We start from the raw sequence: 24,915 nt of genomic DNA, 5'->3' as shown, positions 1-24,915 counted from the left end.
GGAAATACTGGACTATGCCGTCCATGCGTCCGCTCGATCGCCTGGCCAAGGCCGTCAGCCCCGTGCTGTCGCCCCTCGCCAAGCCGTTGACGACACCGCTCACCCCCCAGGACTTCCTGTCCTTGATCAACCCCCTGTCGTCGGCCCGCCAGCTCCGCGGGGTCGTCACGTCCGTCGTCCCCGAGACCACCGACACGGCGACCATCCACTTCCGTCCCGGTCACGGCTGGGACCCCCACATGGCCGGGCAGTGGGCCCGCGTCGGGGTCGAGATCGACGGGGTTCGCCACTGGCGGTCCTACTCCCTGACCACCGCGGCCGGCGAGGACCCGGCCATCACGGTCCACGCCGAGGGCCTCGTCTCGGACTCGCTGGTCCACCGCACCCGCCCCGGCGACGTGCTGCACCTGGACGTCCCGCAGGGCGACTTCGTGCTCCCCGAGCACCCGCGCCCCCTGCTCATGCTCACCGCCGGCAGCGGCCTGACCCCGGTCATGTCGATGATCCGCACCCTGGTCGGCCGCCGCGACGACGCCGACGTCGTGCTCGTCCACAGCTCCCGCAGCGCCGAGGACGCGCTGTTCGCCGAGGAGCTGGCCGAGCTGTCGACCGCTCACCCCGGCCTGCGGGTGGTCCACTGGTACTCCGGCGAGCGCGGTCGCATCGACCTCACCTCGACCGACACGCTCGACGAGCTGTGCCCCGACTGGCCCTCGCGTGCGGCATACGCCTGCGGCCCGCCCGAGATGCTCGACGCGGCCGAGCGCCTGTGGCACGACGCGGACGCCAGGCACTCGCTGGTCATCGAGCGGTTCGCCCCCGTCGTCCTCGACGGCCAGGGCGGGGAGGGCGGTGTCGTGACCTTCCTGCGCTCCGACCGGGAGATCGAGGTCGACGGCAGCACGACGCTGCTCGAGGCCGCCGAGTCGGCCGGAGTCATGATGCCCAGCGGCTGCCGCATGGGCATCTGCCACACCTGTCTCACCCCGTTGCGGGCCGGCAAGGTGCGCGACCTGCGCACCGGCGAGGTCCACGGCGACGAGGGACAATCCATCCAGACCTGTGTCTCCGCAGCCGCGGGGCCCTGCCATCTCGAGATCTGAGGAGGCTCAGATGACCACCACGGCCGAGCGGCCCACCGCCACGACCACCGGCGGCGCCACCCCCACCCGCGAGCAACTGCCCGCGATCCCCACTCGCAACCCCGGCCTCGCCGACAGCGGACGCCCCGTGCGCCGCCCCGACCACGCCCAGCACCTGACCGACGAGCAGGTCGCCGAGCTCGGGCGCGAGCTCGACCAGATCCGCGCCGATGTCGTCGCCTCGCGAGGGGCCGCCGACGCGGCATACATCCGTCGGATCATCCGCGTGCAGCGCAGCCTCGAGCTCGCCGGCCGCGCCACGCTGGTGCTCGCCGGCAAGCGCAAGTCCGCCTGGGTCGCCGGCGTCGGCCTCATGTCCGTCGCCAAGATCCTGGAGAACATGGAGATCGGCCACAACGTCATCCACGGCCAGTGGGACTGGATGCGCGACCCGGACATCCACTCCTCCACGTGGGAGTGGGACTTCGTGGCTCCGGCCAAGGGCTGGAAGCACACCCACAACGACTTGCACCACACGTGGACCAACGTCGTGGGCAAGGACAACGACGTGGGCTACAACCTGCTTCGCATCAGCGCCGACCAGCCGTGGAAGCCGCACAACGTGCTCAACCCGGTCTACAACATGGTGCTCGCGCCGTTCTTCGAGTGGGGCATCGCGTTCTACGACCTCGAGCTCGTCGACGTCCAGGAGGGGCGCAAGTCCCGCGAGGCGCTCAACGCCGACCTCAAGGCCCTCGGTGTCAAGGCCGTCAAGCAGGCCGGCAAGGACTACGTCGCCACGCCGGCGCTCGCGTCGCTGACCGGCTCGGGCAAGGCGGCCCTCGCGGGCACCTTCGCCGCCAACTGCGTCCGCAACCTGTGGGCCCACACCGTGATCTTCTGCGGGCACTTCCCCGACGGTGTCGAGTTCTTCACCGAGGAGATGATCGAGGGCGAGACCCGCGGCGACTGGTACATCCGCCAGATGATCGGCTCCTGCAACATCTCCGGCAGCAAGCTGATGCACCTGATGACCGGCAACCTGTCGCACCAGATCGAGCACCACCTGTTCCCGGACCTGCCGAGCAACCGGTATGCCGAGATCGCGGTGCGGGTGCGGGAGATCTGCGACCGCTACGGCCTGCCCTACGTCACGGGCCCGCTGCACCGGCAGATCGGGCAGACCTGGCGCACCATCTTCCGCATGGCCCTGCCCTGACCCGCCGGGGGTAAGGGCATCAGCCGGGCTTCGTTCGCCAGGCTGATGATCCCGCCCCCGGTAGGGGCATCGACCGGGCTTCGTTCGCCAGGCTGATGATCCCGCCCCCGGTAGGGGCATCGACCGGCCTTCGTTCGCCAGGCTGATGATCCCGCCCCCGGTAGGTCTAGAGGAGGTGGCGGTTCATCGCCCAGGCGGTGAGCTCGTGGCGGCTCGACAGCTGCAGCTTGCGCAGCACGCTCGACACGTGCGTCTCGACGGTCTTGACGGAGATGAACAGCTCCTTGGCCACCTCCTTGTACTGATAGCCGCGCGCGATGAGCCGCATCACCTCGCGCTCGCGCGCCGACAGTCGGTCGAGCTCCTCGTCGACCTCCGCGATCTCTCCAGCGGCCGCACCGAACGCGTCGAGCACGAACCCCGCCAGCCGGGGGCTGAACACCGCGTCGCCTTCGGCGACCCGGCGGATGGCGGTGACCAGGTCGTTGCCGCTGATCGTCTTGGTGACATAGCCCCGGGCCCCGGCGCGGATGACGGAGATGACGTCCTCGGCGGCGTCGCTGACCGACAGCGCGAGGAAGCGGACGGGCGTGCCCGCCTCCGTGGTGCACCCGGCACACCCGAGGATCACGTCGGTGCCGCCGCGCCCGTCACCGCCGGGCAGGTGCACGTCCAGGAGCACGACGTCGGGGCGCTCGGCCTTGATGACGGCGACGGCCGACTCCACGTCGCAGGCCTCCCCCACCACCGGCAGCGAGGTGTCCAGCTCGGTGCGCACACCCGCCCGGAACATCGTGTGGTCGTCCACGAGGACGAGACGGATCGGGGTCGTCGGGGGAAGCATCAGGACTCCTCGGTGGTGGGTCGTGGTGGGAGGGTGAGCGAGACCTCGGTGCCGTCCTCGAGGCGGCGGATCCGCGCGGTGCCGCCGTGGCGGTCCATCCGGTCCACGATCGAGCCGCGCACGCCGAGCCGGTCGAGCGGCACCTCGCCGAGGTCGAAGCCCGGCCCGTGGTCGCGGACGAAGGCCTCGACGCCCAGCGGGCCCGCCTCGACATAGGCCGACACCGGGGCGGCGCCGTGCCGCACGGCATTGTTGAGCGCCTCACCCAGCGCCTTGACCAGCGCGGACACGTCGGCGTCGAGGTCGACGTCGCCCGTGACGACGAGGTCGATCGGCACGCCGTGCCGGTCCTCCACGTCGTGGGCCACCGAGGCCGCGGCGGCCGAGAGGGTGGTCGGGGTGGCGCCGCCGCCGCCATACAGCCAGGAGCGAAGCTCGCGCTCCTGGGCCCGGGCGAGCCGCTGCACCGCGGTGGGGTCGTCGGCCTTGCGCTGGATCAGGGCGAGGGTCTGCAGGACGGAGTCGTGCAGGTGAGCGGCGATGTCGGCGCGCTCGGTGGCCCGCACGCGCTCGGCCTGCTCGGCCTTGAGCCCGTCCCAGAGCCGGATGCCCCAGGGGGCGAGGATGACGACGAGCCCCACGAGGACGGCGAGCGCCGACAGGGCCGCGTCGCCGAGCCCGCCGATGCCCTGGGCGCGGCTGGCGAGCACGACGACGCCGGCGAGCGTCAGCAGGACCCCGGTGACCACGCGGGCCAGCCCGGCCCGCGAGTCGGCGGCCGACAGCTGCAGGAAGCGGTCGCGCTCGCTGCGGTCCAGCTGGGTCCACACGACGATGGCGCCGCTCGCGATGAGCGCGAGCGGCAGCGTCACGCCGAGCCGCAGGTCCACCCCGTGCCGGGTGAGGACGACGGCCAGCCCGCCGACGACCAGCGCGAGGCCCAGCAGGAGGTTGACCACTGCCTCGTCGTGCAGGAGGCGCTGCCGCAGCGCCGGCCAACGGGGCGCGCCGCCCGCGACGCCGGCCCCGGGCATCGTCGGCGCCGAGCGCGTGGTGCCGCCGGGTCCGAGGCGCTGGGGGGTGAGCGCCCACACGGCGAGATAGAGGATCACGCCGGTGCCCATCCCGAACACCGTGAGGAGCACGAGCGCCATGCGGATGACCCCCACCTGCACGCGCAGGTGCTCGGCGAGCCCGGCGCAGACCCCCGCCACCCAGCCGCTGTCGACGGGGCGCAGCAGCCGGGGCGTCGGCTCCGGCTGCGCGACGCGCTGGGTCTCGTAGGGGGTGGGCACGACCCCATCCTCACCCATCGGCCGCCCCCGGGCGAGGGTCGAGCCCGCAGGTCAGGGGATCGTCAGGGTGGGCTCAGGGGCGACCCTCATGGATCGTCCCCGCGCCGGGGGAGAGATTGTCCGTATGACGCAGCAGCCGCCTCCCACACCACCCGGCCCGCCCGAGGTCACCGATCGCCAGCCGGACGCGCTGGACCGGTTCTTTCGCGGTGTGCGCGAAACCGGCATCCGCCGCCGGCTGTCCCACCGCTGGGTGGCCGGGGTGTGCGGCGGCGTCGCCGACAAGATCGGCGTCGACCCGCTCGTCGTCCGCCTCGTCTCGATCGCGCTGCTCGTCATGGGTGGCATCGCCTTCCCGGCCTACTTCGTCGCGTTCCTGCTGCTCGCGGACGCCAAGGACGAGATCCCGCTAGAGAAGGCGCTGCGCCACGGCGACGGCGACTCGGTGGTGCTGCTGGCCTTCACCCTGCTGGTGAGCGTGGGGGGTGTGACGGACGCCTTCGGTCTGCACGACGGCTCACCGGCGGGCCGCGGGGGCGGGATCGTCCTGCTGGTCCTGCTGGGGGCCGGCGGCTACGTCTGGTGGACCCGCCGCGGACAGGCCCGGCCCGGTGGGGGCGGCACCTCCGCCATCTCACCCACGGGCACCGCCACCTCGCACACCCTGCACACCCCGGACACCCCGGGCGCCCCGACCGCGCCGGACGTCTCGGACGCGCACCCGCTCGCCGGGGGCGGGGACGCGCAGCCGGCGGCCGAGACCACTCAGCTCCCCATCAGCGGGACGAGCCTCGACGCCGTCCGGGCCACCGGTGAAGCCGTGTCCCCGGCCTCCAGCCCTGCCATGAGCTGGCCCGCCGCGCCGGAGGCTCCGGCGGGGTCACCGTCGGAGCACCCCATCTCGGGAGCCACGCGGGTCCACGCGCACGCCGCCTATGTCCCGGCGCGCCGTCGCCGCCCCACCCTCGGCTGGCCCGGCACGGCGGCGGCCATCGGTCTCGCCGCCGCCGGCATCGGTGCGGTCCTCGCGGCCGACCAGACCGGCCGCATCCACCTCGACCACCCCTATGCCGTCGCGGCGGCGGCGGCGCTGGCTCTCGTCTCGGCGCTGCTGGTGGTGGTGGGTCTCGCCGGGCGTCGCGGGGGCTTCACGGTCCCCCTCGTCCTCGCCCTGGCCATCGTCACGCTGGCCCTCGGGGGGCCGCTGCGCCTGGACGTCGCCGACGGGGGCACGACCATCTCGTCGTCCCCGATGGACCAGCGCTGGGCGCCGACCACGCTTGACGGCACGTCGGCATACCGCGTGGGCGCGGGCGGCGGCGTCCTGGACCTCACCTCCGTGGACCGCGCGAGCCTGCACGGCCAGGAGGTCAGCCTGCAGGTCGGCGTGGGCGAGATGACCGTACGCGTCCCGCAGGGGATGCCCGTGCGGGTCAAGACCCAGATCGGGCTGGGCGACGCCGTCGTCCGCCACCCCGACGGGTCCCGGACGGACCTCGGCGAGACGGACACCACCATCGGCACCGGCACACCCGTGCTCGTCCTGAGGGGCCAGATCGGCCTCGGGGACCTGATCATCGAGGAGGTCGCACCATGACCGACCAGCCCTTCTACCCGATCGACGCCGACGAGGCGCGCCGTCTCGCCGAGCTCGAGGCGACCACGCAGCCGCGCGGCCCCTATGCCCCGGCGATCGTCGTGGGCCTGCTCGGGCTGCTGTGCGCGGCCTCGGTGCTGCTGCGCGAGCTGGCGGTGATCACCATCGACCTCGTCACCCAGGGCCCATGGATCGTGGTGGGCGTCGGCGTCATCCTGCTGCTCGTCGGTGCCGTCGGCATCGCTCGTCGTGGCCGCTGACGGAGCCTCCTCAGCCGGGGGGCAGCGGGTCGGGGGGCAGCAGGTCGGCCAGGTCGGCCCAGGCCGGCGCCAGCCGCAGCTCCTCCCCCCACACCGCGTCCCGCGGGACCCACGCGGCGGAGGCCGTCGTGCCGTCCCGGTCGTGCACGACGACCGGCGTCCCGCCCCTGAGCTCGGCCCGATAGACGAGCCGCACGGCTTGGAAGTCCTCCAGGACTCCCTTGGGGGACAACCCGATCCAGTGGTGGCTGCGCACAGCGACCAGCCGGGGCCGCATGATGTCCTGCCCCGTCTCCTCCCAGACCTCGCGCACCACGGCGGCCGCGGGGTCCTCCCCCGGCTCCACCCCGCCGCCGGGCAGCCCCCACGCCCCCGCGGCATTCGTGCGGTCCGACGCCTCGGCCAGCAGCACCCCGAGCGGGCCGATCACGACGGCGTATGCCGCGACCCTCGTGCGCACCAACGGCGGCTCGTCGGGATCCAGCTCGATGCCGGCGTCCACCGGCGTGGTCACCACGGGCAACGGCTCGGGCCCCTCCGGGCGGGGACGAACCGCGTAGGACAGGACCACGGCGTGGGGGTCGCCGAGCGAGCGCTCCGCCGCGAGGGGCGCGCCGGGCTCCCACCCGTGGCTGCGCAGCAGGTCCTCCGGCGCGACGCCGTGCGGCAGGTCGAGGGCGACGCGCCGCCGGCCCTCATGGTCGTAGCCGTCGACCTGCACGGGCGAGTCCAGCACCCGTCCGTGGCGCACGATGCGGCCGTACTCGTCCTCGCTGAGCAGGCCTGGCTGGTCCCCGGTCATGTCCTCCGCCTCCTCGCGAGCCGCCCGGCTCGCGCGTACTCCGCCTCCACCATGCCCACCACCGTCGGCCACGACTGCGTGGGCGGCGCCGCCCGGCTCGCCTGTCGCAGGCGGTGCCGGGCACCAGGGTCCAGCACCAGGGTAGCCAGGTGAGCGGCGAGCTCCCGGTCACCCCTCGCCAGCAGGCCGGTCACGCCGTCCTCGACGAACTCCTCGACCCCGCTGCCCCGCCGACCGACGACTGGGAGCCCGGCGGCCCGTGCCTCGAGCGCGGCAATGCCGAAGGCCTCCAGCACCGTCGGTGAGACGTACGCCGTTGCGCCCTGGTAGGACTCGAGCAGCTCGTCGCGAGAGACCCTGCCGCGCAGCAGGACCCGGTCGGTCAGGCCGTGCGTGCGCAGATAGGCCTGCACCAGCCCGCGTTGCGGCCCCTCGCCGAACACCTCGATGCCCCAGTTGTTCTCGTCGCCGACGAGGTCGTCCACGCGTCGGGCCACGCGCGCCAGCGGGACCGCGCGCTTGCGCCGGGCCAGCCGCATGGCGGTCACGAACCGCACCGGCTCACCGCCGTCGACGTCAGCGCCGCCAGCGCCGTCAGTGCCGCAGTGACCCTGCGGACCGAGAACCGTTGCGGCTGTGGAGGATCGCCAACGGTCTACGTCAATCCCGTTGGGCAGCACGGTGACCCGCGCGTCTGGGGCGAGGCGCTGCAACGGGCGGGCCGCCATACGACTCACCGCCGACAGCGCGACACCTCGCCCGGCCCACCGTCGCACGCGCCCACTGACGGCGAGCACCCGCTCCATCGCGTCCAGCACACAGTGCCAGGTGACCGCGGTCGGGACCCCGGCCGCGAGCGCGACGTCGACCGCGTCGCGCGCGAACGGGCTCACCACCCCCATGTGCACGTGCGCCACGTCGAAGCCACCGGCCAGCAGCCGGCGTCGCAGCTCCGGCGGCGCCCATGGGTTGACCGGCAGGTCGCCGGGCAGCCGTAGCGCGAGGTGGTGCACCGGGACGCCGTCGACCAGCTCGACCGCGCCGTGCCGCTCCCCCGCCCGCCCGGGCGTCGCGGTGAACACCTCGACCTCGTGGCCCGCCCGCCGCAGCCACCCCGCGAGGTCGTGGACCTGCACCTCGATGCCGCCGAGGCGCGGCAGATAGCAGTCCGACAGCAAGGCCACCTTCACGACATCCACCCTGCCATGCGAGAGGATGACCACGATGGCTCACACACTGCTCGCGTTCCACGCCCACCCCGACGACGAGGCCCTGCTCACCTCCGGCACCCTGGCCCGGGCCGCCGCCGAGGGGCACCGGGTCATCGTGGTCACCGCCACGGACGGTGACCTCGGACTGACCTCCAGCTCGTATGCCGGCTCCGCCGCCCGGTCCCTCGGGGAGCGGCGACTCGGCGAGCTCATGCGTTCGTGCGCAGCGCTCGGCGTGGCACGGGTCGAGTGGCTGGGCTACGCCGACAGCGGGTCCGGCTCCGAGCTCTACCCCGACCCCGAGGGCATGACGAGGTTCGTGCGCGCCGACGTCGACGAGGCCGCCGAGCGCCTGGCGCGGATCCTGCGCGAGGAGTCGGTCGACGTGCTGCTGACCTACGACCGCAACGGCGGCTACGGTCACCGCGACCACGTCCAGGTGCACCACGTCGGCGCGCGGGCCGCCGAGCTCGCCGGCACGCCCCACGTGCTGCAGGCGACCGTCCCGCGCGACACGATCTGCCGCGCCCTGGACCTCGCCGCGCTCGTCTATCCCTTCCCGCCCGAGTTCGACCGGGCCTCCTTCGACCGCGCCTACTCCGCCCGCGCCGAGATCACCCACCGCATCGACGTCCGTCGGCACATCGCCGCCAAGCGGGCCTCGATGCGGGCCCACGCCTCCCAGGCCGCCGCGGACGACGGCGACCGCACCCTGGCGGCCTTCCTCCGGATCCCCCGCCCGCTCTACGGCCTGGTCTTCGGGCGCGAGTGGTTCGTGGACGCCTCGCGACCGCCGGGGTCGCCGGTCGCCCGGGACGTCTTCGACGGGCTGGGCTGAGCATGGCTCCGGGGGGAGAGGGCATCGACCAGCGCCGACCATGGTGGCGCACCGCCCTGCAGGCCGTCCTCGGCACGGGGCTCGCGATCGCGCTGCTGGCCTGGGGGCTGCCGCACTTCGCCGAGACGTCGTGGGCCGCCCTGCTGGCGCACCTCGACGCGCTCAGCTGGGCCAACATCATCGGCCTGTTCGTGCTCATGCTCGCGGCGCTGTGGTGCTACACGTTCACGCTGACGGGATCGCTGGCCGGGCTGACGCACCCGCAGGCGCTCATGGTCAACGTCGCCGGCTCCGCGGCCGGCAACCTGCTGCCGGGCGGCGGGGCGATGGGGGCGGCGGCGACATACGGCATGTATCGCTCCTGGGGCTTCACCCCCCGTGACATCTCCACCTCCCTCATCGTCAGCGGCGTCTGGAACGTCCTCGGCCGGATGGCGCTGCCCGTGCTCGGCATCTGCGTCCTGCTGCTCGCCGGCGAACCCATGCCCCCCGGCGTGGCGCGCGGCGCCGCGGTCGGCGCGCTCGTCGGGCTCGGGCTGCTGGGCTGGTTCGTCGCCGTCATCGCCTCGGAGCGCGTGGCCACGACCACCGGCCGGTTGCTGGACCGCGTGATCGGGCCGCTGGTGCGCCGGGTCCGACGCCGCCCGGGGCAGGGCGTCGACGCCCTGGTGGCCGACCTGCGCGCCCGCATCGGCCACGTGGTCGAGACCGGCTGGGTCTCGATGACCCTCGGGATGATCGGGTTCTTCGGGTTCCAGTACGCGCTGTTCGTGCTGTGCCTGCGGGCCACCGGGGTGCACCTGTCGCTGGCGCACTTCTTCGCGGCGTTCGCCATCGGCCGGCTGCTGACCGCCGTCGGCGTGACGCCCGGCGGGGTCGGCGTCACCGAGGCCGGGACCGCGATCGCGCTGGTCGGCTTCGGGGCCGCGCACGCGCCGGCTGCCGCGGGCATCGTGCTCTTCACGATCTACACCCACCTGCTCGAGCTGCCGCTGGGCGCGCTGGGTGGGCTGGTCTGGTGGCTCACCAAGGGCCGGTATGCCGGCCGCCGCCCCGCCACCTGCTGACCGCGCCCGCCCACGCACCCCCAGACGACCCAAGCTGAGCCCCCAGCTCACATCACGCCGCCAGGCCCCGCCGAGACGACGAAAAGTGACCCCCCGGGGCGATGAGAACGTTCCAACGTCCCCGAAAGCACCGAGAAGTGACCTCTCGGGTCCGTGTGGTCGCCCGCCCGAGAGGGCGTCAGCGCCGACGGGTCCCGGCCACGAGGCGGCGGACCTGGCGGGTGCGGGCGTGGTCGGCATACGTGTCGTCGATCGGCTCGGGCTCGAAGGCCCGGCCGGTCGCCCGCTCCGCCGCCCACCCGACCAGGGCGTCCGCGAGCGCGGGGTTGGCCGGGAGGATCGGCCCGTGCAGGTAGGTCCCGACGACGTGCCCGGTGATGGCGCCCTCGGTGCCGTCGTTGCCGTTGTTGCCCTGACCGGCCCGCACCCGGCCGAAGGGCTGCTGGTCCGGCCCGAGCACCGTGGAGCCCGAGTGGTTCTCGAAGCCCACGACCTCGCCGAACTCCGTGTCCAGGACGATGCCGCCGATCATGCGCTTGGCGTTGCCGGTCGTCGTGACGTCGAGGATGCCCAGGCCGGGCAGCCGCTGGCCCTCGACGGTGACGAAGGCATTGCCGAAGAGCTGGTACATCCCGCAGATCGCGAGCATCGGGCAGCCGTCGGCGGCGAGCTCCTTGAGGCGATCGCCGATCCGCTCCAGGTCGGACTCGACGCGGGCCTGGCCGGAGTCCTGGCCGCCGCCGCCGACGACGAGGTGCGGCTCGTCGGGCAGCCGGTCGCCGGGCGCATGCCCGACCACCTCGACGTCATAGCCGTGCCAGCGCAGCCGGGACGCGAGCGCGCGCGTGTTGCCGAGGTCGCCGTAGATGCTCATCTCGCGCGGGTAGAGGTGGACGAGGGTGACGGTGCCCTTGCTGGTCCCAGCCGTCCGGGCGCTCGCGAACTCGCTCATCAGGCCTTCGCCTCCTCGCCGAAGTCCGGCAGGTCGTAGCGCTGGGCGAGCACGCGGCGCAGCGCCATCATCGCGGTGTAGGTGCAGAAGATCCGCTTGGGCTCGTCGCGGTGCTCGGCGAGGAACAGGTCCAGCGCCGCCTCGAGCTCGGGCTCGACCGCGGTGACGGGCACGTCGTCATACCTCAACCGCAGGGCCATGTCATAGGCCCGCACGCCGCTCGTGACGGCGACGCCGAGATCGCGGAGGGACTCGAAGCTCACGTCATACAGCCAGGAGACGTCCTGCCCGTCGGCGTAGTTGTCGTTGATCGCGATCATGGACGCGACCGGGGTCGTGCCATAGGTGCCGAGCGCGACGGTGAACCCGGCGGGGTTCTTGACCAGCACCAGCTCGAGCGGCTGGCCGTCGACGTCCACGACCTCGCCCCTCCCGAACGGTGGGGTGACCGAGGCCAGGGCCTCCGCAGCGGTCGTATGCCGGAACTCCGCCCCCAGCAGCAGCCGCACGAGCGAGGTCGCCGCGGTCGCGTTGATCATGGCCGCGAGGCCGCGCTGACGCAGCGTCACCGGCCCGACGTCGTGGCCGTCGCCGAAGGCCACCGTGAACGAGTGGTCGTCGACCGGCTTGAGCAGGCCGTCTGACGGCCCGGCCGCCGGCACCTCGTCGGCCTCGGCGAAGCGCACGTCGGCCTCCTGCAGCTCGGGCAGCCGGTCGGCGATGGACGGGTCCACGCCGAACCACCGCACCTCGGCGCCGGGCCGGACCCGCTCGTCGATGCGGGAGATGAAGGAGTCGTCGCGGTTGAGCACCACGCCCCGCGTGGTCTGCTCCGCGAGGCGAGTGAGCAGGCCTGCGGTGTAGTCGATCTCGGCGAACCGGTCGAGCTGGTCCCGGGCCACGTTGAGCAGCAGCGCGTGGGTGGGGGTCACGACCTCGGCGAACTTCAGGGCGTGCGCCTCGTCCAGCTCGAGCACCGCGATGTCGGCGTCGACGCGGCCGGTCAGCGGCAGCTCGGCGAGCATCGAAGAGATCACGCCGCGGGTGAAGTTGGACCCGGTCGGGTTGGTCAGCACGCGCAGACCGTGGGCGCGCAGCAGGGAGACGACCATCTTGGTGGTCGTCGTCTTGCCGTTGGTGCCGCTGACGACGACGACCCCCCGCGGCAGCCCGCCGAGCGTCGACCGCAGGAACCCGGGATCGATCCGCTCCGCCACCAGCCCGGGGAGCGCCGACCCGCCACTGCCACCACCCCGCAGCCGCGAGGCCGTCCGGGCGAGCTTGCCTGCCGCGATCGCGGCCGTCGTCCTCAACACGTCCGTCACCCTACCGCTGGGCAGCCACCCCTAAGCCTGCCCCAACCCTATCCAGCCACTTACCCCATCCAAAGTGGCCGCGTTGTGGGGGCTCGTGGGTAGCGACGGCGTCTGTCGCCACCCACGAGCCGGTCGAGCACCGGGGCGTCACTTGGTGAAGGTGATGGCCTTGAACTTCTCGGTCTGCTCCTTGATGCCGGTCTCGGTGGGGAATCGCTCGATCGAGGAGGCACCGTAGAACCCGACGATTCCGTCCGTGTGGTCCAGCACGTACTGGGCATCCTCCGGGTTGGCGATCGGCCCGCCATGACAAAGGCACAGAATGTCGGGATTCACCGATCGAGCTGCATCCGCCAGGGTCTGAACCTTCTCCACTGCCTGGTCCAGCGTCAGCGCCGTCTGGGCGCCGATGCTGCCAGAAGTCGTCAGGCCCATGTGGGGCACGAGGATGTCGGCGCCTGCCTTGGCCATGTCCTTGGCCTGCTCCTCGTCGAAGACATAGGGCGAGGTGATCAGGTCAAGCTCGTGGGCCTGACGCACCATGTCGACCTCCAGGCCATACCCCATACCGGTCTCTTCAAGGTTGGCCCGGAAGACGCCATCAATCAGACCAACCGTCGGGAAGTTCTGAATCCCGGCAAAACCAATGTCCTTGATCTGCTGCAGGAAGTAGGGCATGACACGGAACGGGTCGGTCCCGTTCACGCCGGCTAGCACGGGGGTCTTGTTGACCACGGGCAGCACCTCATTGGCCATCTCCATCACGATGGCATTCGCATCGCCATAGGCGAGTAGCCCAGACAACGAACCACGCCCCGCCATGCGGAACCGGCCCGAATTGTAGATCACGAGCAGATCGATGCCGCCAGCCTCGGCAGACTTCGCCGTGATCCCGGTGCCGGCACCGCCGCCGATGATGGGGGTTCCAGCTGCGACCTGGGCGCGGAAACGATCAAGGATCTCGTGGCGAGACATGGATTCTCCTTACATGTGGTGTGTTTGCGAGGGTTGTGGTGGGCGGACGAGCTAGGACTTCGTGCGGATCATGGCATCCAGCGCCTCGGCCATGGCGCGTCCGAAGCCCGTGGAGTTGATGTCTTGGTCCAGCTCATGGATGGGGACGTTGGTGCCGTGGAGGCCGTCGTGGAGTGCGGCGAACAGTGCCCGGTCGGCGTCCTCGTCGTGGAAGGGGCCACCGGCGATGTCGATGCCGCTGAGGCCCTGCCGTGGGATGAACACTTCCGTCGGGCCTGTGGCGTGGGCCAGTTTCGAGGCGATGCGTTGACCCAGTTCTGCCATCTCCTCGCGGGTGGTGCGCATCAGGGTGACGGTGGGGTTGTGGACCAGGAGGTGACGGTCGTTGAACTGCTGGGGGACGCTGTCGCGAGGGCCGAAGTTGACCATGTCGAGGGCTCCCAGGCTGACCACCTGCGGCAAGCCGCACCGCCCTGCGGCTTCGAGGCGGCCGGGGCCAGCGCTGAGGACCCCGCCGACCAGGTCGTCGGCGAGTTCGGTGGTGGTCAGGTCACACACACCCGCCAGCAGTCCGGAATCGATGAGTTTCTCCATCGCCCGTCCACCGGTCCCGGTGGCGTGGAAGACCAAGACCTCGTAGCCGAGCTCGGTCAGTCGCTTGCGAGCCTCGTCGGCGGCCGGGGTCGTGAGGCCGAACATCGTCACGCCGATCAACGGCTTGTGCTCCTGTGTCTGATCGCCGAGCCTGCGTTCGTACTCAGTGGCCATTCCGGCGGCGGCTGCGACCGCATTGCCCAGGACCTGAGTGGAAATGGAGTTGATGCCCGCCACGTCGACCACCGAATACATCAGCATCGCGTCGACGTCACCGACGTAGGGGCGCACATCGCCAGAGGCCATCGTTGAAACCAGCAGCTTGGGGAAGCCGACCGGCAGGGCTTGCATCGCCGGTGCGGCCACCGACGACCCTCCGGACCCGGCCACCGACAACAACGCATGGATCTTTCCCTGCTGGGCCAGCTCACGCACCAGCGTCGCTGCACCCTGACCCATGGCGGTCATCATCTCGCCACGATCACGGCGCGCCCTGACCTGGTCGGGATCCACCCCCGCCGCCGCCAGCACCGCGTCGGCCGAGACATGGGCGTGCGGGTAGGTCGAGAAGGATCCCACATCGATGGTGAGGACCTCCACACCATGACGAGACAGTTCCCGCGACAACCAGCCGTACTCCTCAGCCTTCGTGTCCAGTGTTCCCAACAACGCGACGGTGGCCATGTCACTCCTTTGTGCTTGATGTCTGCCCGCCACGCTAGGCAAACCACCCAGCCCACGCGAAGGGCCAATCAGGCCCTATTGGCCCTTCAACACCGGCGCAGGCAACACTGGACACATGTCCGACTGGCGCGTACCGGCCTTGGAACTGGCCGGGATGCTCGGCACCTGGAGTGACGGCGCCGGTAGCCTCGCTACCCAACTGACCGCAGCACTCGCCGAACTCATCGATGTGGGCGCTCTGCCCCCGGGGGCCGGCCTCCCACCCCAGCGAAGCCTCGCCCACGCGCTGGGCGTCTCACGCGGCGTGGTCACCACCGCCTATGACACCCTCACCGCTGATCACCGCACCGTCGCCCGACAGGGCTCAGGAACCCGGGTGACCCCCACCAGGGGCTACTCGATGGGACACGCCAGCGGACGGCCGTTGTCCTTCACCCGCGCCCCCGGTCATGTCATCGACCTGTCCAGTGGCGCCCTGCCAGCATCTCCCACAGCTGTGGAGGTGCTGTCCCACACCGGTTCGGGCATGTCGCACAGCTACCTCGCCACCGACGGATACTTCCCCGCCGGCATCCCCCCACTGCGCCAAGCCCTCGCCGACCGCCTCACCCGCGACGGGATGCCCACCAGCAGCGAGGAGATCATGATCACCTCCGGAGCACAGCAAGCCGCGCTGATCACGCTCAGCGCCCTTGCCGGCACTGGCGACCTGGCCCTGGTCGAGGAACCCACCTACCGCGGAGCCCTGACCATCCTTCGAGGACGCGGCGCCCGCATTCGCGGGATCCGCCGCCTACGACACGGCATCGACATCAACCACCTCGACCACGCCGCCGGTCGACACCCCGCCCTCGCCTACGTCCAGACCAGCATCCACAACCCCACCGGGCACACCACCAGCCCCGCCACACGACAAGCAATCGCCGAGACCGCAAACCGCCACGGCCTGGTCATCATCGACGACCACTCCATGGCAGACCTGGCCTGGCAGCCCACCACAACCGCCCCTTTGGCCCAAGCCATGGACCCCGACCTGCTCATCACGATCGGCAGCCTGTCAAAACTGTTCTGGGGCGGACTGCGCATCGGATGGATTCGAGCCTCCCGGCTGCGCATCACCACACTCGTCGAGCTACGAAAGTCACTCGACCTGGGCACCTCGATCAGCGACCAACTCATCGCCTGCCGCCTGCTCACCCACACCACCCAAGCCCGCACCCAACGCATCGACATGCTGCGCGAAGCCCTGACCAACACCACCGACGTGCTCACCACGTGGCGCCCCGACTGGACCTGGGAACCCATCGACGGAGGCTCCGGCCTATGGGTCAACACCCACACCGACACCGCCGCCCTCGCAGCCCACGCCGCCAGCCACCATGTCCGACTCACCCCAGGACACGCCTTCTCCGCCCACAATGGACACACCACCATGCTCCGCCTGCCCGTATGGCACCCTCCAGAACAACTCGATCAAGCACTGCAACGCCTCAACAGCAACCGCTGACCACATCGGTGCCGGCTCCGCGCACATGAACCGCCCCGGCGAGTCCGGGGACTTACTGGCTTGACGGCTCCACCTCGTGCTGGGCTTGGGGGTCTATCGCGTTAACGGTGTAAGTGGCCCTAGCGCCCCGGTTGGGGCAGGAGGGTCGTCATGACCGAGACACTGGTGGCTGTGAGTCCACCTTCACCGAAGAAGAGCCAGGACCCGGGCGATCCGGGCGGTCCACCGCCCGGGGAGGCGTTCGGGCCGATCCCGGACGCGGGTCCGGAGCGGGAGCTGACGCCGGCCGAGCTGGCCGTGATCAAACAGATGGTGCTCCAGGCCAAGGACGCCGGCATGGCGCTGACCGGCCCGGACGGGCTGCTGAAGGCGTTGACGAAGACGGTCATCGAGACCGCGCTGGATGAGGAGCTGTCCGAGCACCTGGGCTATGACAAGCACGCCGTCGAGGGCCGTAACCGGGGCAACTCCCGCAACGGCACCCGGACCAAGACGGTCCTGACCGACAACTGCGGACCGGTGCAGATCACCGTGCCCCGGGACCGGGACGGCACGTTCGAACCCCAGCTGGTCAAGAAGCGGCAGCGGCGCCTGTCCGACCTGGACGACCTAGTCCTGTCCCTGTACGCCAAGGGTCTGACCACCGGGGAGATCTCCGCGCACCTGGCCGAGGTGTACGGCGCGTCGGTGTCCAAGGACGTGATCTCGCGGATCACCGACCGGGTGATCGAGGAGATGCAGTCCTGGTGGGCCAGACCCCTGGAGAAGGTCTACGCCGCGATCTTCATCGACGCGATCATGGTCAAGGTCCGCGACGGTCAGGTCCGCAACCGCCCGTTCTACGCCGCGATCGGGGTCGACCTGGACGGGCACAAGGACATCCTGGGCATGTGGGCCGGTGACGGTGACGGGGAGTCGGCCAAGTACTGGCTCGCGGTGCTGACCGAGCTGCGCAACCGCGGCGTCAAGGACGTCTTCTTCATCGTCTGCGACGGCCTCAAGGGTCTGCCGGACAGCGTGAACGCGGCCTTCCCCCAGGCCATCGTGCAGACCTGCATCATCCACCTGATCCGCAACACCTTCCGGTACGCCAGCAGGAAGTACTGGGACCAGATCGCCCGCGACATGAAGCCGATCTACACCGCCCCCAGCCCCGAGGCGGCCCGGGCACGGTACGAGGAGTTCGCCGAGAAGTGGGGCACGCCCTACCCGGCGATCAAGAAGTTGTGGGACAACGCGTGGGAGGAGTTCATCCCGTTCCTGGACTACGACGAGGAGATCCGCAAGGTCCTGTGCTCGACCAACGCGATCGAGTCGCTCAACGCCCGCTACCGGCGCGCGGTCCGAGCCCGTGGGCACTTCCCGAACGAGCAGTCCGCGATGAAGACGCTCTACCTGGTCACCCGATCACTGGACCCCAAGGGCACCGGACAGAGAAGATGGGTCACTAGGTGGAAGCCAGCACTGAACGCGTTCGCCATCACCTTCGCCGACCGCATGCCCGCGGCGGAGGACCGCTGACCATGCAAACGCCACTTACACCGTTAGCCGGACAGTCCCCCACTTCAGACTGGCACACTCAGTGAGGACCTGGACGTTGCCGCCGTGGGCGTGGTGCTTGCCCGAGTACCAGGCGTCGTACCCCTTGACGGCGCCGTCGCCGCTGGTGGAACGGGCGGAGCAGCGGGTGGTGTGGATGAGGGTGCCGTCCAGGCACACGAACGGTGCGCCCGTGTCGAGCTGGACGGCCAGGACGTCCTCGAGGGTCGGTGCGTGGTCGGCGACGACGGTGATGGCTTCGTGCAGGTACCAGTACGCGGTGGCCTGGGACAGGCCGTGACCACGCGCGAGTCGGTGCACGGGGGCCTGACCCCGGTTCTTGGACACGCTGAATCCAGCACCTGGTGCTGGGGAAGCGAGATGATCCAGGAATCATGGCCAGGAAGAACTACTCCGAGGAGTTCCGTCGTCAGGCCGTCGACTTGTACGAGTCCACCCCAGGCGCCACGGTCCGCGGCATCGCCGAGGACCTCGGCATCGTGCGCGGCACGCTGCGGCACTGGCTCGAGGTCTACGGGACCGGCAAGAAGACCGCCGTCGATGGGACGTTGACCTCCAGCCCATTGCAGTCCAAGACGACCACGACGACGAGCCGGTCTGCGCCCGAGGGTGAGACGCCGGAGCAGAAGATCGCCCGGCTCGAGGCAAGGGTGAACGAGCTCGAGGTCGAGACCACCAAGCTGACCACCGAGCGGGAGATCCTCCAGCGGGCGGCCAAGTATTTCGCCGGGGAGACGCGCTGGTGAGTCGCTTCCAGTTCGTCGCCGACAACTCCGCCACCTTCGAGGTGAAGCGACTGTGCGAGCTCGTCGAGGTGACGCGCTCATCGTTCTACGCCTGGCTCCAAGCAGCCCCGGCACGCCGGGCGCGTGCCCAGGCCGATGCGGATCTCGCGCAACGGATCCGGACCATTCACGCCGAGGACAACACCCAGGGTGCGCCGCGGATCACCGCCGAGCTGAACGACAACGCCCCCGCCGGCGGTGAGCGGGTGAACCACAAGCGCGTCGCCCGGGTGATGCGGGCCGAGGGCATCTGCGGCTATGTGAAGAAGCGTCGGGTGCGGACCACGATCCCCGAGCCGTCGGGACACAAGTACCCCGACCTGCTCAAACGGGACTTCACCGCCGACGCGCCGAACCGGCGCTACGTCGGCGACATCACCTATCTGCCGTTGGCAGACGGGACGAACCTCTACCTGGCCACCGTCATCGACTGCTACTCCCGGCGGCTCGCGGGCTGGGCGATCGCCGACCACATGCGCACCGAGCTGGTCGAAGACGCCCTGAGGGCAGCTGCCGCGACACGGGGCAGCCTCAAGGGCGCGGTGTTTCACAGCGACCATGGGTCGGTCTACTGCTCGAAGGCCTACGCGAAGCTGTGCCGGAAGCTCGGCGTCACCCAGTCCATGGGTGCCGTCGGGTCGTCGGCCGACAACGCACTCGCGGAGTCGTTCAACGCCACGCTGAAGCGCGAGATCCTCCAAGAAGCCGCCTGCTGGACCGACGAGCTGGCCTGCCGCCGGCAGGTCTTCAAGTGGCTCACCCGCTACAACACCAAGCGACGCCACTCCTGGTGCCGCTACACCTCACCGGTCGCCTACGAGACCGACTTCACCGCTACGCTGCCGACAGCTGCGTAATCACACCCCGTGTCCAAGATCCGGGGGCAAGGCCCCCGCCGGTGGCGTCGATCAACCAGCGCAGGACCAGGACGGCTTGGGTCCAGCACGTCGCGGCCCGCTGCCACGGCCGCTTGTCATGGGCCCGGCGGTGGGCCTGCAGCCACGCCGACACGCGACGCACGACGAACAACGGGACGGGCAGGGTGGCACGATAGGACAGCACGCGGGGCTCGGTTCAGGCGCGGGGACAGGAGTGAAACCGAGCCTGACCACCAGGCACCACCTGGTCCTATCCGACACGCCGTCCTCCCAGGTCACAGCCTCGTACCGACCTCAAACACACGCCTCTGGTGAGAAAACCTCACTGTCCCCCTGGCCGAAGGCGAGTGCCCTGATAGACCGCGTACAACGCTACGACCTTCCTTACATCTGAGCCAGCACTGAGCTCGGCCGCCTCACCCTCTGACATCGTAAACCCTTTTAGACCAGTCCTAAGACAACGCCGTCGGGCGCCTTCGTTGCGGGCCGCTGACTAGGGCCTACGTCTTGGGGATGGTCGTAATACTCCACAGCCCGAAAATCGGGATTATGGACGCCAAACGATGCCACGATTTCACGACGCGACATGGGGTTCGGAGATAGTGCGACCCACAAACCGCCAGACAATTCTTCCACCACGGCTCCGCGGGGAGGATCAATGAGTGGCGCATAACTTGGGCCATACCAAGTAAGCCAAGGAGGGGCAGCTGGTAAGCCATAAAAGACCCCCCGCTGTGCGGGATTCGGGACCCACTCACTGCGTCCATCATAGTACGCTTTTCCATTCTTCACGATTACGCCCTCAACGATATATGCGTAGGCAAACAGGATCGGCGCCCAAGACGTGGAGGCGCGCAACGCTTCGCGGTATAGCTGAAATTGACTATCGGACCATTGATCGATTTCCGCAACCTCGAGTCGAATGACCATGTATTGACTAGGGAGGACTGTTACAAAACCCCCTTCTCCCAAACGAGTAGATAAGTCTACGATTGTGTTCTCAGAGCATGACCTCAACGACTCAGACCACGCGTCTTCTGACTTTATGCGAGGACCGTCATCCACCGATATCCAGACGATGCTCGCTGCACGGCATGCGGCATTCGCCCACTGATTCCATCGCTGTAGGAACACTATTATCGAATCTCCCCGCATGCACCACTCCAGCCTAAGCTCTCGCACTCTTTCACCCATCACGCATGCTCCTAATAGTATCGAGCCCGAAACTGCCCTGCGTCATACAATCTTTGCATTGGCCTTGAGAAAATCGTTTTCCGGCCCAGAAGGATTGAACCTGACGACTACCTGGGTGGCACGCCTTAGTTCCCCTTGTCCACTCTAATGGGCCACAACCGCCGGCAGCCGCGAGTAGACGGTTGACAAGTCAAGTGGCAAACCAACACCTGCCTACCGGGATGAGCGGGCGACTCCGAGTGCTCACCCGCGCGACACCGCTTGGTCACCTGCCGATCCCCCTAGGGGAGGTCACACGGGGTTACCGTTCGATCACTCCCCCCGCGACGCCACCGTCGCGCCCGTCCCAGCCCAGGAGCCCCCACCATGCGCATCCACCTGCGCGCCGTCAGCCGCATCAGCGCCGTCGCCCTGCTCGCCACCACCGCCACCGCCACCGCCGGGCCGGTCGTGGCCCAGGCCGTCGACCAGGCCAGCCCCGTCGTGATCTCGGAGGTCTTCGGCGGGGGCGGCAACACCGGCGCCCCCTACCGCAACGACTTCGTGGAGCTCTACAACTCCTCGGACCAGTCGGTCAGCCTCGACGGGTGGTCGGTGCAGTACGCCTCCGCCACCGGCACCTCCTGGCAGCGCACGGCCCTGACCGGCACCATCGCCGCGCGCAGCACGTATGTGGTGGCCGAGGCCCCGGGTGCCAACACCGCCGCCGCCCCCCTGCCGCGCACCGACGTCCAGGGCACCATCGCGATGTCCGGCACCGCGGGCCGGATCGCCCTCGTCAGCACCGCCACGGCCCTCGCCTGCGGAGCGGACTGCGACGCTGCCCCCGGCGTCGTGGACTACGTCGGGTGGGGCTCGGCGACGGACTACGTCGTGGCCGCCGCCCCCGCCACGACCAACGCCACCTCCATCTCGCGCGCGCTCCCCGCGCCGGCGAGCGGCTGGGACAACAGCAAGGACTACACGTCCGGCGCGCCGACCCCCGCCGAGGTCACCGTCGGCACCGGCCCCACCGACCCGACGCCCACGCCGACCCCCACCCCCACCCCGACGCCGACCCCGGGCAGCACGACCATCCAGGACATCCAGGGCCCCGGCTTCATCTCCCCGCTCAAGGGCCAGGCGGTCACCAACGTCCCCGGCGTCGTCACGGGCGTGCGCGCCGCGGGCCGCACCAAGGGATTCTGGATCCAGCAGCCCACCAAGGACCCGGCCAAGGCCAACGCCTCCACCGGCGTCTTCGTCTACACCGCCTCGGCGCCCATCACCGTCAAGGAGGGCGACGCGGTCCTCGTCAGCGGGCAGGTCACCGACTACTACCCCCTGTCCAGCGGCGAGACGGTCGCCACCACCCCCAACCTGTCGATGACCGAGATCACCCAGCCGGTCGTCAACGTCCTCTCCAGGGGCAACGCCCTCCCCCAGGCCCTCACCCTGCCGGCGGACCTGCCCGACACCTACGCCCCGAAGCCCCCGAGCGGCAACGTCGAGGACCTCACCCTGGACCCCCGGCGCTCCGCCATCGAGTGGTACGAGTCCCACGAGGGGGAGCTCGTCACCGTCGGCGACGCCCGCGTCGTCGGCCCCGGTCAGCCGCAGTACGGCGAGATCTACGTGCAGACCAAGCCGGACGAGCTGCGCACCCCGCGCGGCGGCACCTACATCGCGGACTACGACCGCACCCCCACGGGACGCATGCTCGTCATGCCGGTCGACGGCAAGGTCCCCGCCGCCAACGTCGGCGACGTCCTCACCGGCGCGACGACCGGCCCGGTCGACTGGTCCACGTATGGCGGCTACACCATCGCCGCGACCCGCCTCGGCACCCACACCGACAACGGCCTGCAGCGCACCGTCGTGGCCCCCGCCGCCGACGACCAGCTCACCGTCGCGACCTTCAACGTCGAGAACCTCAAGCCCACCGACACCGACGCCAAGTACGCCGCGCTCGGCCAGTCCGTCGTCACCAACCTGCGCTCCCCCGACGTCATCACGGTGGAGGAGATCCAGGACGACAGCGGCGCCACCAGCGACGGCACCACCTCCTCCGACACCACCGAGGCCAAGCTGATCGCGGCGATCCGGGCGGCGGGCGGTCCGGCATACCAGGCCGCGGTCATCGACCCCGAGGACGGTCGCGACGGCGGGCAGCCCGGCGGCAACATCCGCGTAGGCCTGCTCTACAACCCCGAGCGGGTGACCTTCGTCGAGCGCCCGGGCGGCACGGCGACCAGCGCCACCACCGTCACCAAGGACACGACCCCTGGCCTCGAGGACACCCCCGCCCTGTCGGCCAGCCCCGGTCGCGTCGACCCGACCAACCCGGCCTGGAACGCCTCCCGCAAGCCGCTGGCCGGCGAGTTCGTCTACCGCGGCCGCAAGGTCATCGTCGTCGCCAACCACTTCAACTCCAAGGGGGGCGACGACTCGGCCGACGGGCGCTTCCAGCCGCCCAACCGCGCCTCGGAGGTGCAGCGGACCCAGCAGGCGCAGTCGCTGCGCGCGTTCGTCGAGCAGGTCAAGGCCGTCGACCCGCAGGCCAACGTCATCCTCGGGGGCGACTTCAACGACTACCAGTTCTCGGCGCCGATGCGGACGCTCACGGCCGACGGGGCGCTGCTGCACGACACCATGTGGACGCTGCCCGAGAACGAGCGCTACTCCTACATCTTCAACGGGATCAGCCAGACCCTCGACCACGTCCTCGTCTCGGCCAACCTCAAGGACTCGACGTCCGTGCAGGTCGCGCACATCAACGCCGAGTTCGCGGTGCAGACCTCCGACCACGACCCGCAGGTCGCGCGCGTGCGCCCCGCGCTGCACCTCTACCAGCCCGGCACGGTCACGCTGGACGAGACCGTCCGCAAGCCCGGCCAGAAGGTCACCCTGACCCTGGCCGGCTGGAAGCCCGGGGACGTTGTCACGGTGCGCTGGGGCGACCGGGTCGTCGGCACGGTCACCGTCGACGCCACCGGCGCCGGCACGCTGCGCTGGACCGTGCCCACCAGCACGGCGGTCGGCGCGCACACGCTGACGCTGACCGGTCGCCAGACCTACCCCGCGAGCGTGACCCTGACGGTCCGGCCCAAGAACGGCCCCGCTCGCTGAGCGGCCCCACCAGGCCGTATGCCGCGCGCCCGGCCCCCTCGCGAGGGGGCCGGGCGCGCGGCATACAGACAGGGCGGTCGTCCCCCTCGGGGCCGCCCCACCAGCGCGGGGCACGCTCAGCGCAGGTACTTCTCCACGGCGCGCGAGGTCGCGCCGACGAGCCCACCCACGAGCCCGCCGATGAGCAGCAGCGAGCCGATGCCGAGGACGAGGCCCAGGGGGTTGGACAGCACGCCGACCCCCCACGACACGAGCAGCACGCCCATCACCACGACGGCCGACAGCCCGGACAGGACCAGCAGGGTCAGGCCGTAGGGGGCGTTGGACACGCGCGTCTCCCGGGTCCGCTGCCACCCGAGCCCGCGGACCTGCGTGCGGTAGTCCCGCAGCATCCGGCGCTGGTGGGGGCGACCGGCGACCAGGGCCGCGACGCCGACCCCGACGCCCGTCCACAGGGCCACGAGCGCGATCGCGGCGACGACGTCTCCGGGTCGGTTCATCCGCACGACGACGACCCCGAGGGCGGCCCAGCTCGCCCACAGCGCGGCGAAGAAGGTGACCCACAGGCGGATCGTCATCGGCGTCACCAGCACGATGGCGATGGCGATGGAGCAGGACGCGACGGCGTGACCGCTCGGCGAGGAGTTGAGCGGGCCGAGGTGGTCGAGCCCGTAGTCGGGCCGGTGCACGAGGTGGGTGCGGGTGAGGTAGGCCATGAGGTTGGCGCCGACCACCACGACGAGGGCGCCCAGGGCCAGGTCGAACCGGCGTCGCCACGCCGCGAGGACCACGCAGACGGCGAGCGCGGCGGCGAGGGCGCGCACCTCGACCGCCGCGAGGACCGTGCCGATGTGCTGGTGGCGGAAGGTCTCGGTGATGGCGATCGAGCCGAAGGCCCGGGTGTCGAGCCGCTGCCCCCAGGGGGCGTAGACGTTCCACGCGACGGTGACGAGCAGGACGAGGAGTCCGGCGGCGGCCACGGCGAGCGCCCAGCGACGCGCGTGCCCGTGCAGCTGGGCCACGGGCGGCGCGGGAGGCGCGGTCTCGGTCGACGACATACGACCATCTTGCCTTGGCACCAAAAAACACGACGTATGCGGGGACAAAGGCCAAGCCCGCCGCGTCGCCCCGGGGAGGCGCTCGTTAG

At 70.5% G+C, this 24,915-nt stretch carries 20 protein-coding genes; 10 read left to right on the top strand and 10 right to left on the bottom strand.

What is annotated here, in order from left to right; translation table 11 throughout:
- The first annotated feature begins 23 nt into the window (after nucleotides 1-23).
- Both ACF3NS_RS08130 and ACF3NS_RS08125 read left to right on the top strand, forming a co-directional pair.
- Nucleotides 24-1,103, top strand: coding sequence for a ferredoxin reductase (locus tag ACF3NS_RS08130; protein ID WP_392465414.1), 1,080 nt, complete (start codon nucleotides 24-26; stop codon nucleotides 1,101-1,103).
- A gap of 10 nt (nucleotides 1,104-1,113) precedes the next feature.
- The gene (locus ACF3NS_RS08125) at nucleotides 1,114-2,301 is read left to right on the top strand and encodes an acyl-CoA desaturase (RefSeq protein ID WP_288800169.1); all 1,188 of its coding nucleotides are present in this window, start codon (nucleotides 1,114-1,116) and stop codon (nucleotides 2,299-2,301) included.
- Nucleotides 2,302-2,467: 166 nt separating this feature from the next.
- Here ACF3NS_RS08125 and ACF3NS_RS08120 read toward each other — a convergent pair whose 3' ends face one another.
- Together ACF3NS_RS08120 and ACF3NS_RS08115 are read right to left on the bottom strand one after the other, a co-directional pair.
- The gene (locus ACF3NS_RS08120) at nucleotides 2,468-3,145 is read right to left on the bottom strand and encodes a response regulator transcription factor (protein WP_154593220.1); all 678 of its coding nucleotides are present in this window, start codon (nucleotides 3,143-3,145) and stop codon (nucleotides 2,468-2,470) included.
- Nucleotides 3,145-4,440, bottom strand: coding sequence for a PspC domain-containing protein (locus ACF3NS_RS08115; protein WP_392465412.1), 1,296 nt, complete (start codon nucleotides 4,438-4,440; stop codon nucleotides 3,145-3,147). The genes ACF3NS_RS08120 and ACF3NS_RS08115 overlap by 1 nt, the downstream gene beginning before the upstream one ends.
- A gap of 124 nt (nucleotides 4,441-4,564) precedes the next feature.
- Here ACF3NS_RS08115 and ACF3NS_RS08110 point away from each other — a divergent pair, with 124 nt between their 5' ends.
- Nucleotides 4,565-6,037, top strand: coding sequence for a PspC domain-containing protein (locus ACF3NS_RS08110; protein ID WP_392465410.1), 1,473 nt, complete (start codon nucleotides 4,565-4,567; stop codon nucleotides 6,035-6,037).
- Entirely contained in the window at nucleotides 6,034-6,297 is a 264-nt protein-coding gene (locus tag ACF3NS_RS08105; RefSeq protein ID WP_288800231.1) for a hypothetical protein, read from the top strand. The genes ACF3NS_RS08110 and ACF3NS_RS08105 overlap by 4 nt, the downstream gene beginning before the upstream one ends.
- A gap of 10 nt (nucleotides 6,298-6,307) precedes the next feature.
- Here the strand turns inward: ACF3NS_RS08105 and ACF3NS_RS08100 are convergent, their stop codons facing one another.
- Both ACF3NS_RS08100 and ACF3NS_RS08095 read right to left on the bottom strand, forming a co-directional pair.
- The gene (locus tag ACF3NS_RS08100) at nucleotides 6,308-7,099 is read right to left on the bottom strand and encodes an NUDIX hydrolase (RefSeq protein ID WP_392465408.1); all 792 of its coding nucleotides are present in this window, start codon (nucleotides 7,097-7,099) and stop codon (nucleotides 6,308-6,310) included.
- Complete coding sequence (locus ACF3NS_RS08095; RefSeq protein WP_392465405.1) at nucleotides 7,096-8,289, bottom strand: glycosyltransferase family 4 protein; 1,194 nt, start codon at nucleotides 8,287-8,289, stop codon at nucleotides 7,096-7,098. The genes ACF3NS_RS08100 and ACF3NS_RS08095 overlap by 4 nt, the downstream gene beginning before the upstream one ends.
- A gap of 34 nt (nucleotides 8,290-8,323) precedes the next feature.
- Here ACF3NS_RS08095 and ACF3NS_RS08090 point away from each other — a divergent pair, with 34 nt between their 5' ends.
- The gene (locus ACF3NS_RS08090; protein WP_392465403.1) at nucleotides 8,324-9,148 is read left to right on the top strand and encodes a PIG-L deacetylase family protein; all 825 of its coding nucleotides are present in this window, start codon (nucleotides 8,324-8,326) and stop codon (nucleotides 9,146-9,148) included.
- Nucleotides 9,149-9,150: 2 nt separating this feature from the next.
- Nucleotides 9,151-10,215: a lysylphosphatidylglycerol synthase domain-containing protein gene (locus ACF3NS_RS08085; RefSeq protein ID WP_392465400.1), complete on the top strand. Its 1,065-nt coding sequence runs from the start codon at nucleotides 9,151-9,153 to the stop codon at nucleotides 10,213-10,215.
- Between the two features lie 178 nt (nucleotides 10,216-10,393).
- Here the strand turns inward: ACF3NS_RS08085 and ACF3NS_RS08080 are convergent, their stop codons facing one another.
- From ACF3NS_RS08080 to ACF3NS_RS08065, 4 genes are all read right to left on the bottom strand, one after another.
- Entirely contained in the window at nucleotides 10,394-11,167 is a 774-nt protein-coding gene (locus ACF3NS_RS08080) for a type 1 glutamine amidotransferase (RefSeq protein WP_288800025.1), read from the bottom strand.
- Nucleotides 11,167-12,483, bottom strand: coding sequence for a MurT ligase domain-containing protein (locus ACF3NS_RS08075; protein ID WP_392465396.1), 1,317 nt, complete (start codon nucleotides 12,481-12,483; stop codon nucleotides 11,167-11,169). The genes ACF3NS_RS08080 and ACF3NS_RS08075 overlap by 1 nt, the downstream gene beginning before the upstream one ends.
- A gap of 147 nt (nucleotides 12,484-12,630) precedes the next feature.
- The gene (locus tag ACF3NS_RS08070) at nucleotides 12,631-13,458 is read right to left on the bottom strand and encodes a phosphoenolpyruvate hydrolase family protein (RefSeq protein ID WP_288800027.1); all 828 of its coding nucleotides are present in this window, start codon (nucleotides 13,456-13,458) and stop codon (nucleotides 12,631-12,633) included.
- Nucleotides 13,459-13,509: 51 nt separating this feature from the next.
- On the bottom strand, nucleotides 13,510-14,736 hold the full coding sequence (locus tag ACF3NS_RS08065) for a Tm-1-like ATP-binding domain-containing protein (protein ID WP_392465394.1): 1,227 nt from the start codon (nucleotides 14,734-14,736) through the stop codon (nucleotides 13,510-13,512).
- 115 nt (nucleotides 14,737-14,851) lie between these two features.
- Here ACF3NS_RS08065 and ACF3NS_RS08060 point away from each other — a divergent pair, with 115 nt between their 5' ends.
- Nucleotides 14,852-16,243 carry a PLP-dependent aminotransferase family protein gene (locus ACF3NS_RS08060; RefSeq protein WP_392465392.1) on the top strand — a complete coding sequence of 464 codons (1,392 nt, stop codon included), beginning with the start codon at nucleotides 14,852-14,854 and terminating at the stop codon, nucleotides 16,241-16,243.
- A gap of 309 nt (nucleotides 16,244-16,552) precedes the next feature.
- A complete protein-coding gene (locus ACF3NS_RS08055; protein WP_392469100.1) occupies nucleotides 16,553-17,764 on the top strand; it encodes an IS256 family transposase in 1,212 nt (403 codons plus the stop codon).
- A gap of 15 nt (nucleotides 17,765-17,779) precedes the next feature.
- Here the strand turns inward: ACF3NS_RS08055 and ACF3NS_RS08050 are convergent, their stop codons facing one another.
- Nucleotides 17,780-18,130, bottom strand: coding sequence for a hypothetical protein (locus ACF3NS_RS08050; protein WP_392465390.1), 351 nt, complete (start codon nucleotides 18,128-18,130; stop codon nucleotides 17,780-17,782).
- A gap of 47 nt (nucleotides 18,131-18,177) precedes the next feature.
- Between ACF3NS_RS08050 and ACF3NS_RS08045 the strand changes: the two genes are divergently transcribed.
- Nucleotides 18,178-19,445, top strand: a protein-coding gene (locus ACF3NS_RS08045) for an IS3 family transposase (protein WP_392465388.1) whose coding sequence is annotated in 2 segments (ribosomal slippage) — nucleotides 18,178-18,529 and nucleotides 18,529-19,445 — 1,269 coding nt in all. Because the reading frame shifts where the segments join, the coding sequence is not laid out codon by codon here.
- A gap of 1,581 nt (nucleotides 19,446-21,026) precedes the next feature.
- Nucleotides 21,027-23,768, top strand: coding sequence for a lamin tail domain-containing protein (locus tag ACF3NS_RS08040; RefSeq protein WP_392465386.1), 2,742 nt, complete (start codon nucleotides 21,027-21,029; stop codon nucleotides 23,766-23,768).
- A 116-nt stretch (nucleotides 23,769-23,884) separates the two neighbouring features.
- Here ACF3NS_RS08040 and ACF3NS_RS08035 read toward each other — a convergent pair whose 3' ends face one another.
- On the bottom strand, nucleotides 23,885-24,826 hold the full coding sequence (locus ACF3NS_RS08035) for a phosphatase PAP2 family protein (protein ID WP_392465385.1): 942 nt from the start codon (nucleotides 24,824-24,826) through the stop codon (nucleotides 23,885-23,887).
- Nucleotides 24,827-24,915 lie beyond the last annotated feature (89 nt).

Origin of the sequence: Arsenicicoccus cauae (assembly GCF_043162025.1) — a bacterium.
Taxonomy (GTDB): domain Bacteria; phylum Actinomycetota; class Actinomycetes; order Actinomycetales; family Dermatophilaceae; genus Arsenicicoccus; species Arsenicicoccus cauae.
Note: the sequence above shows the minus strand (reverse complement) of the source record. Positions and strands in the feature narration are given on the sequence as shown.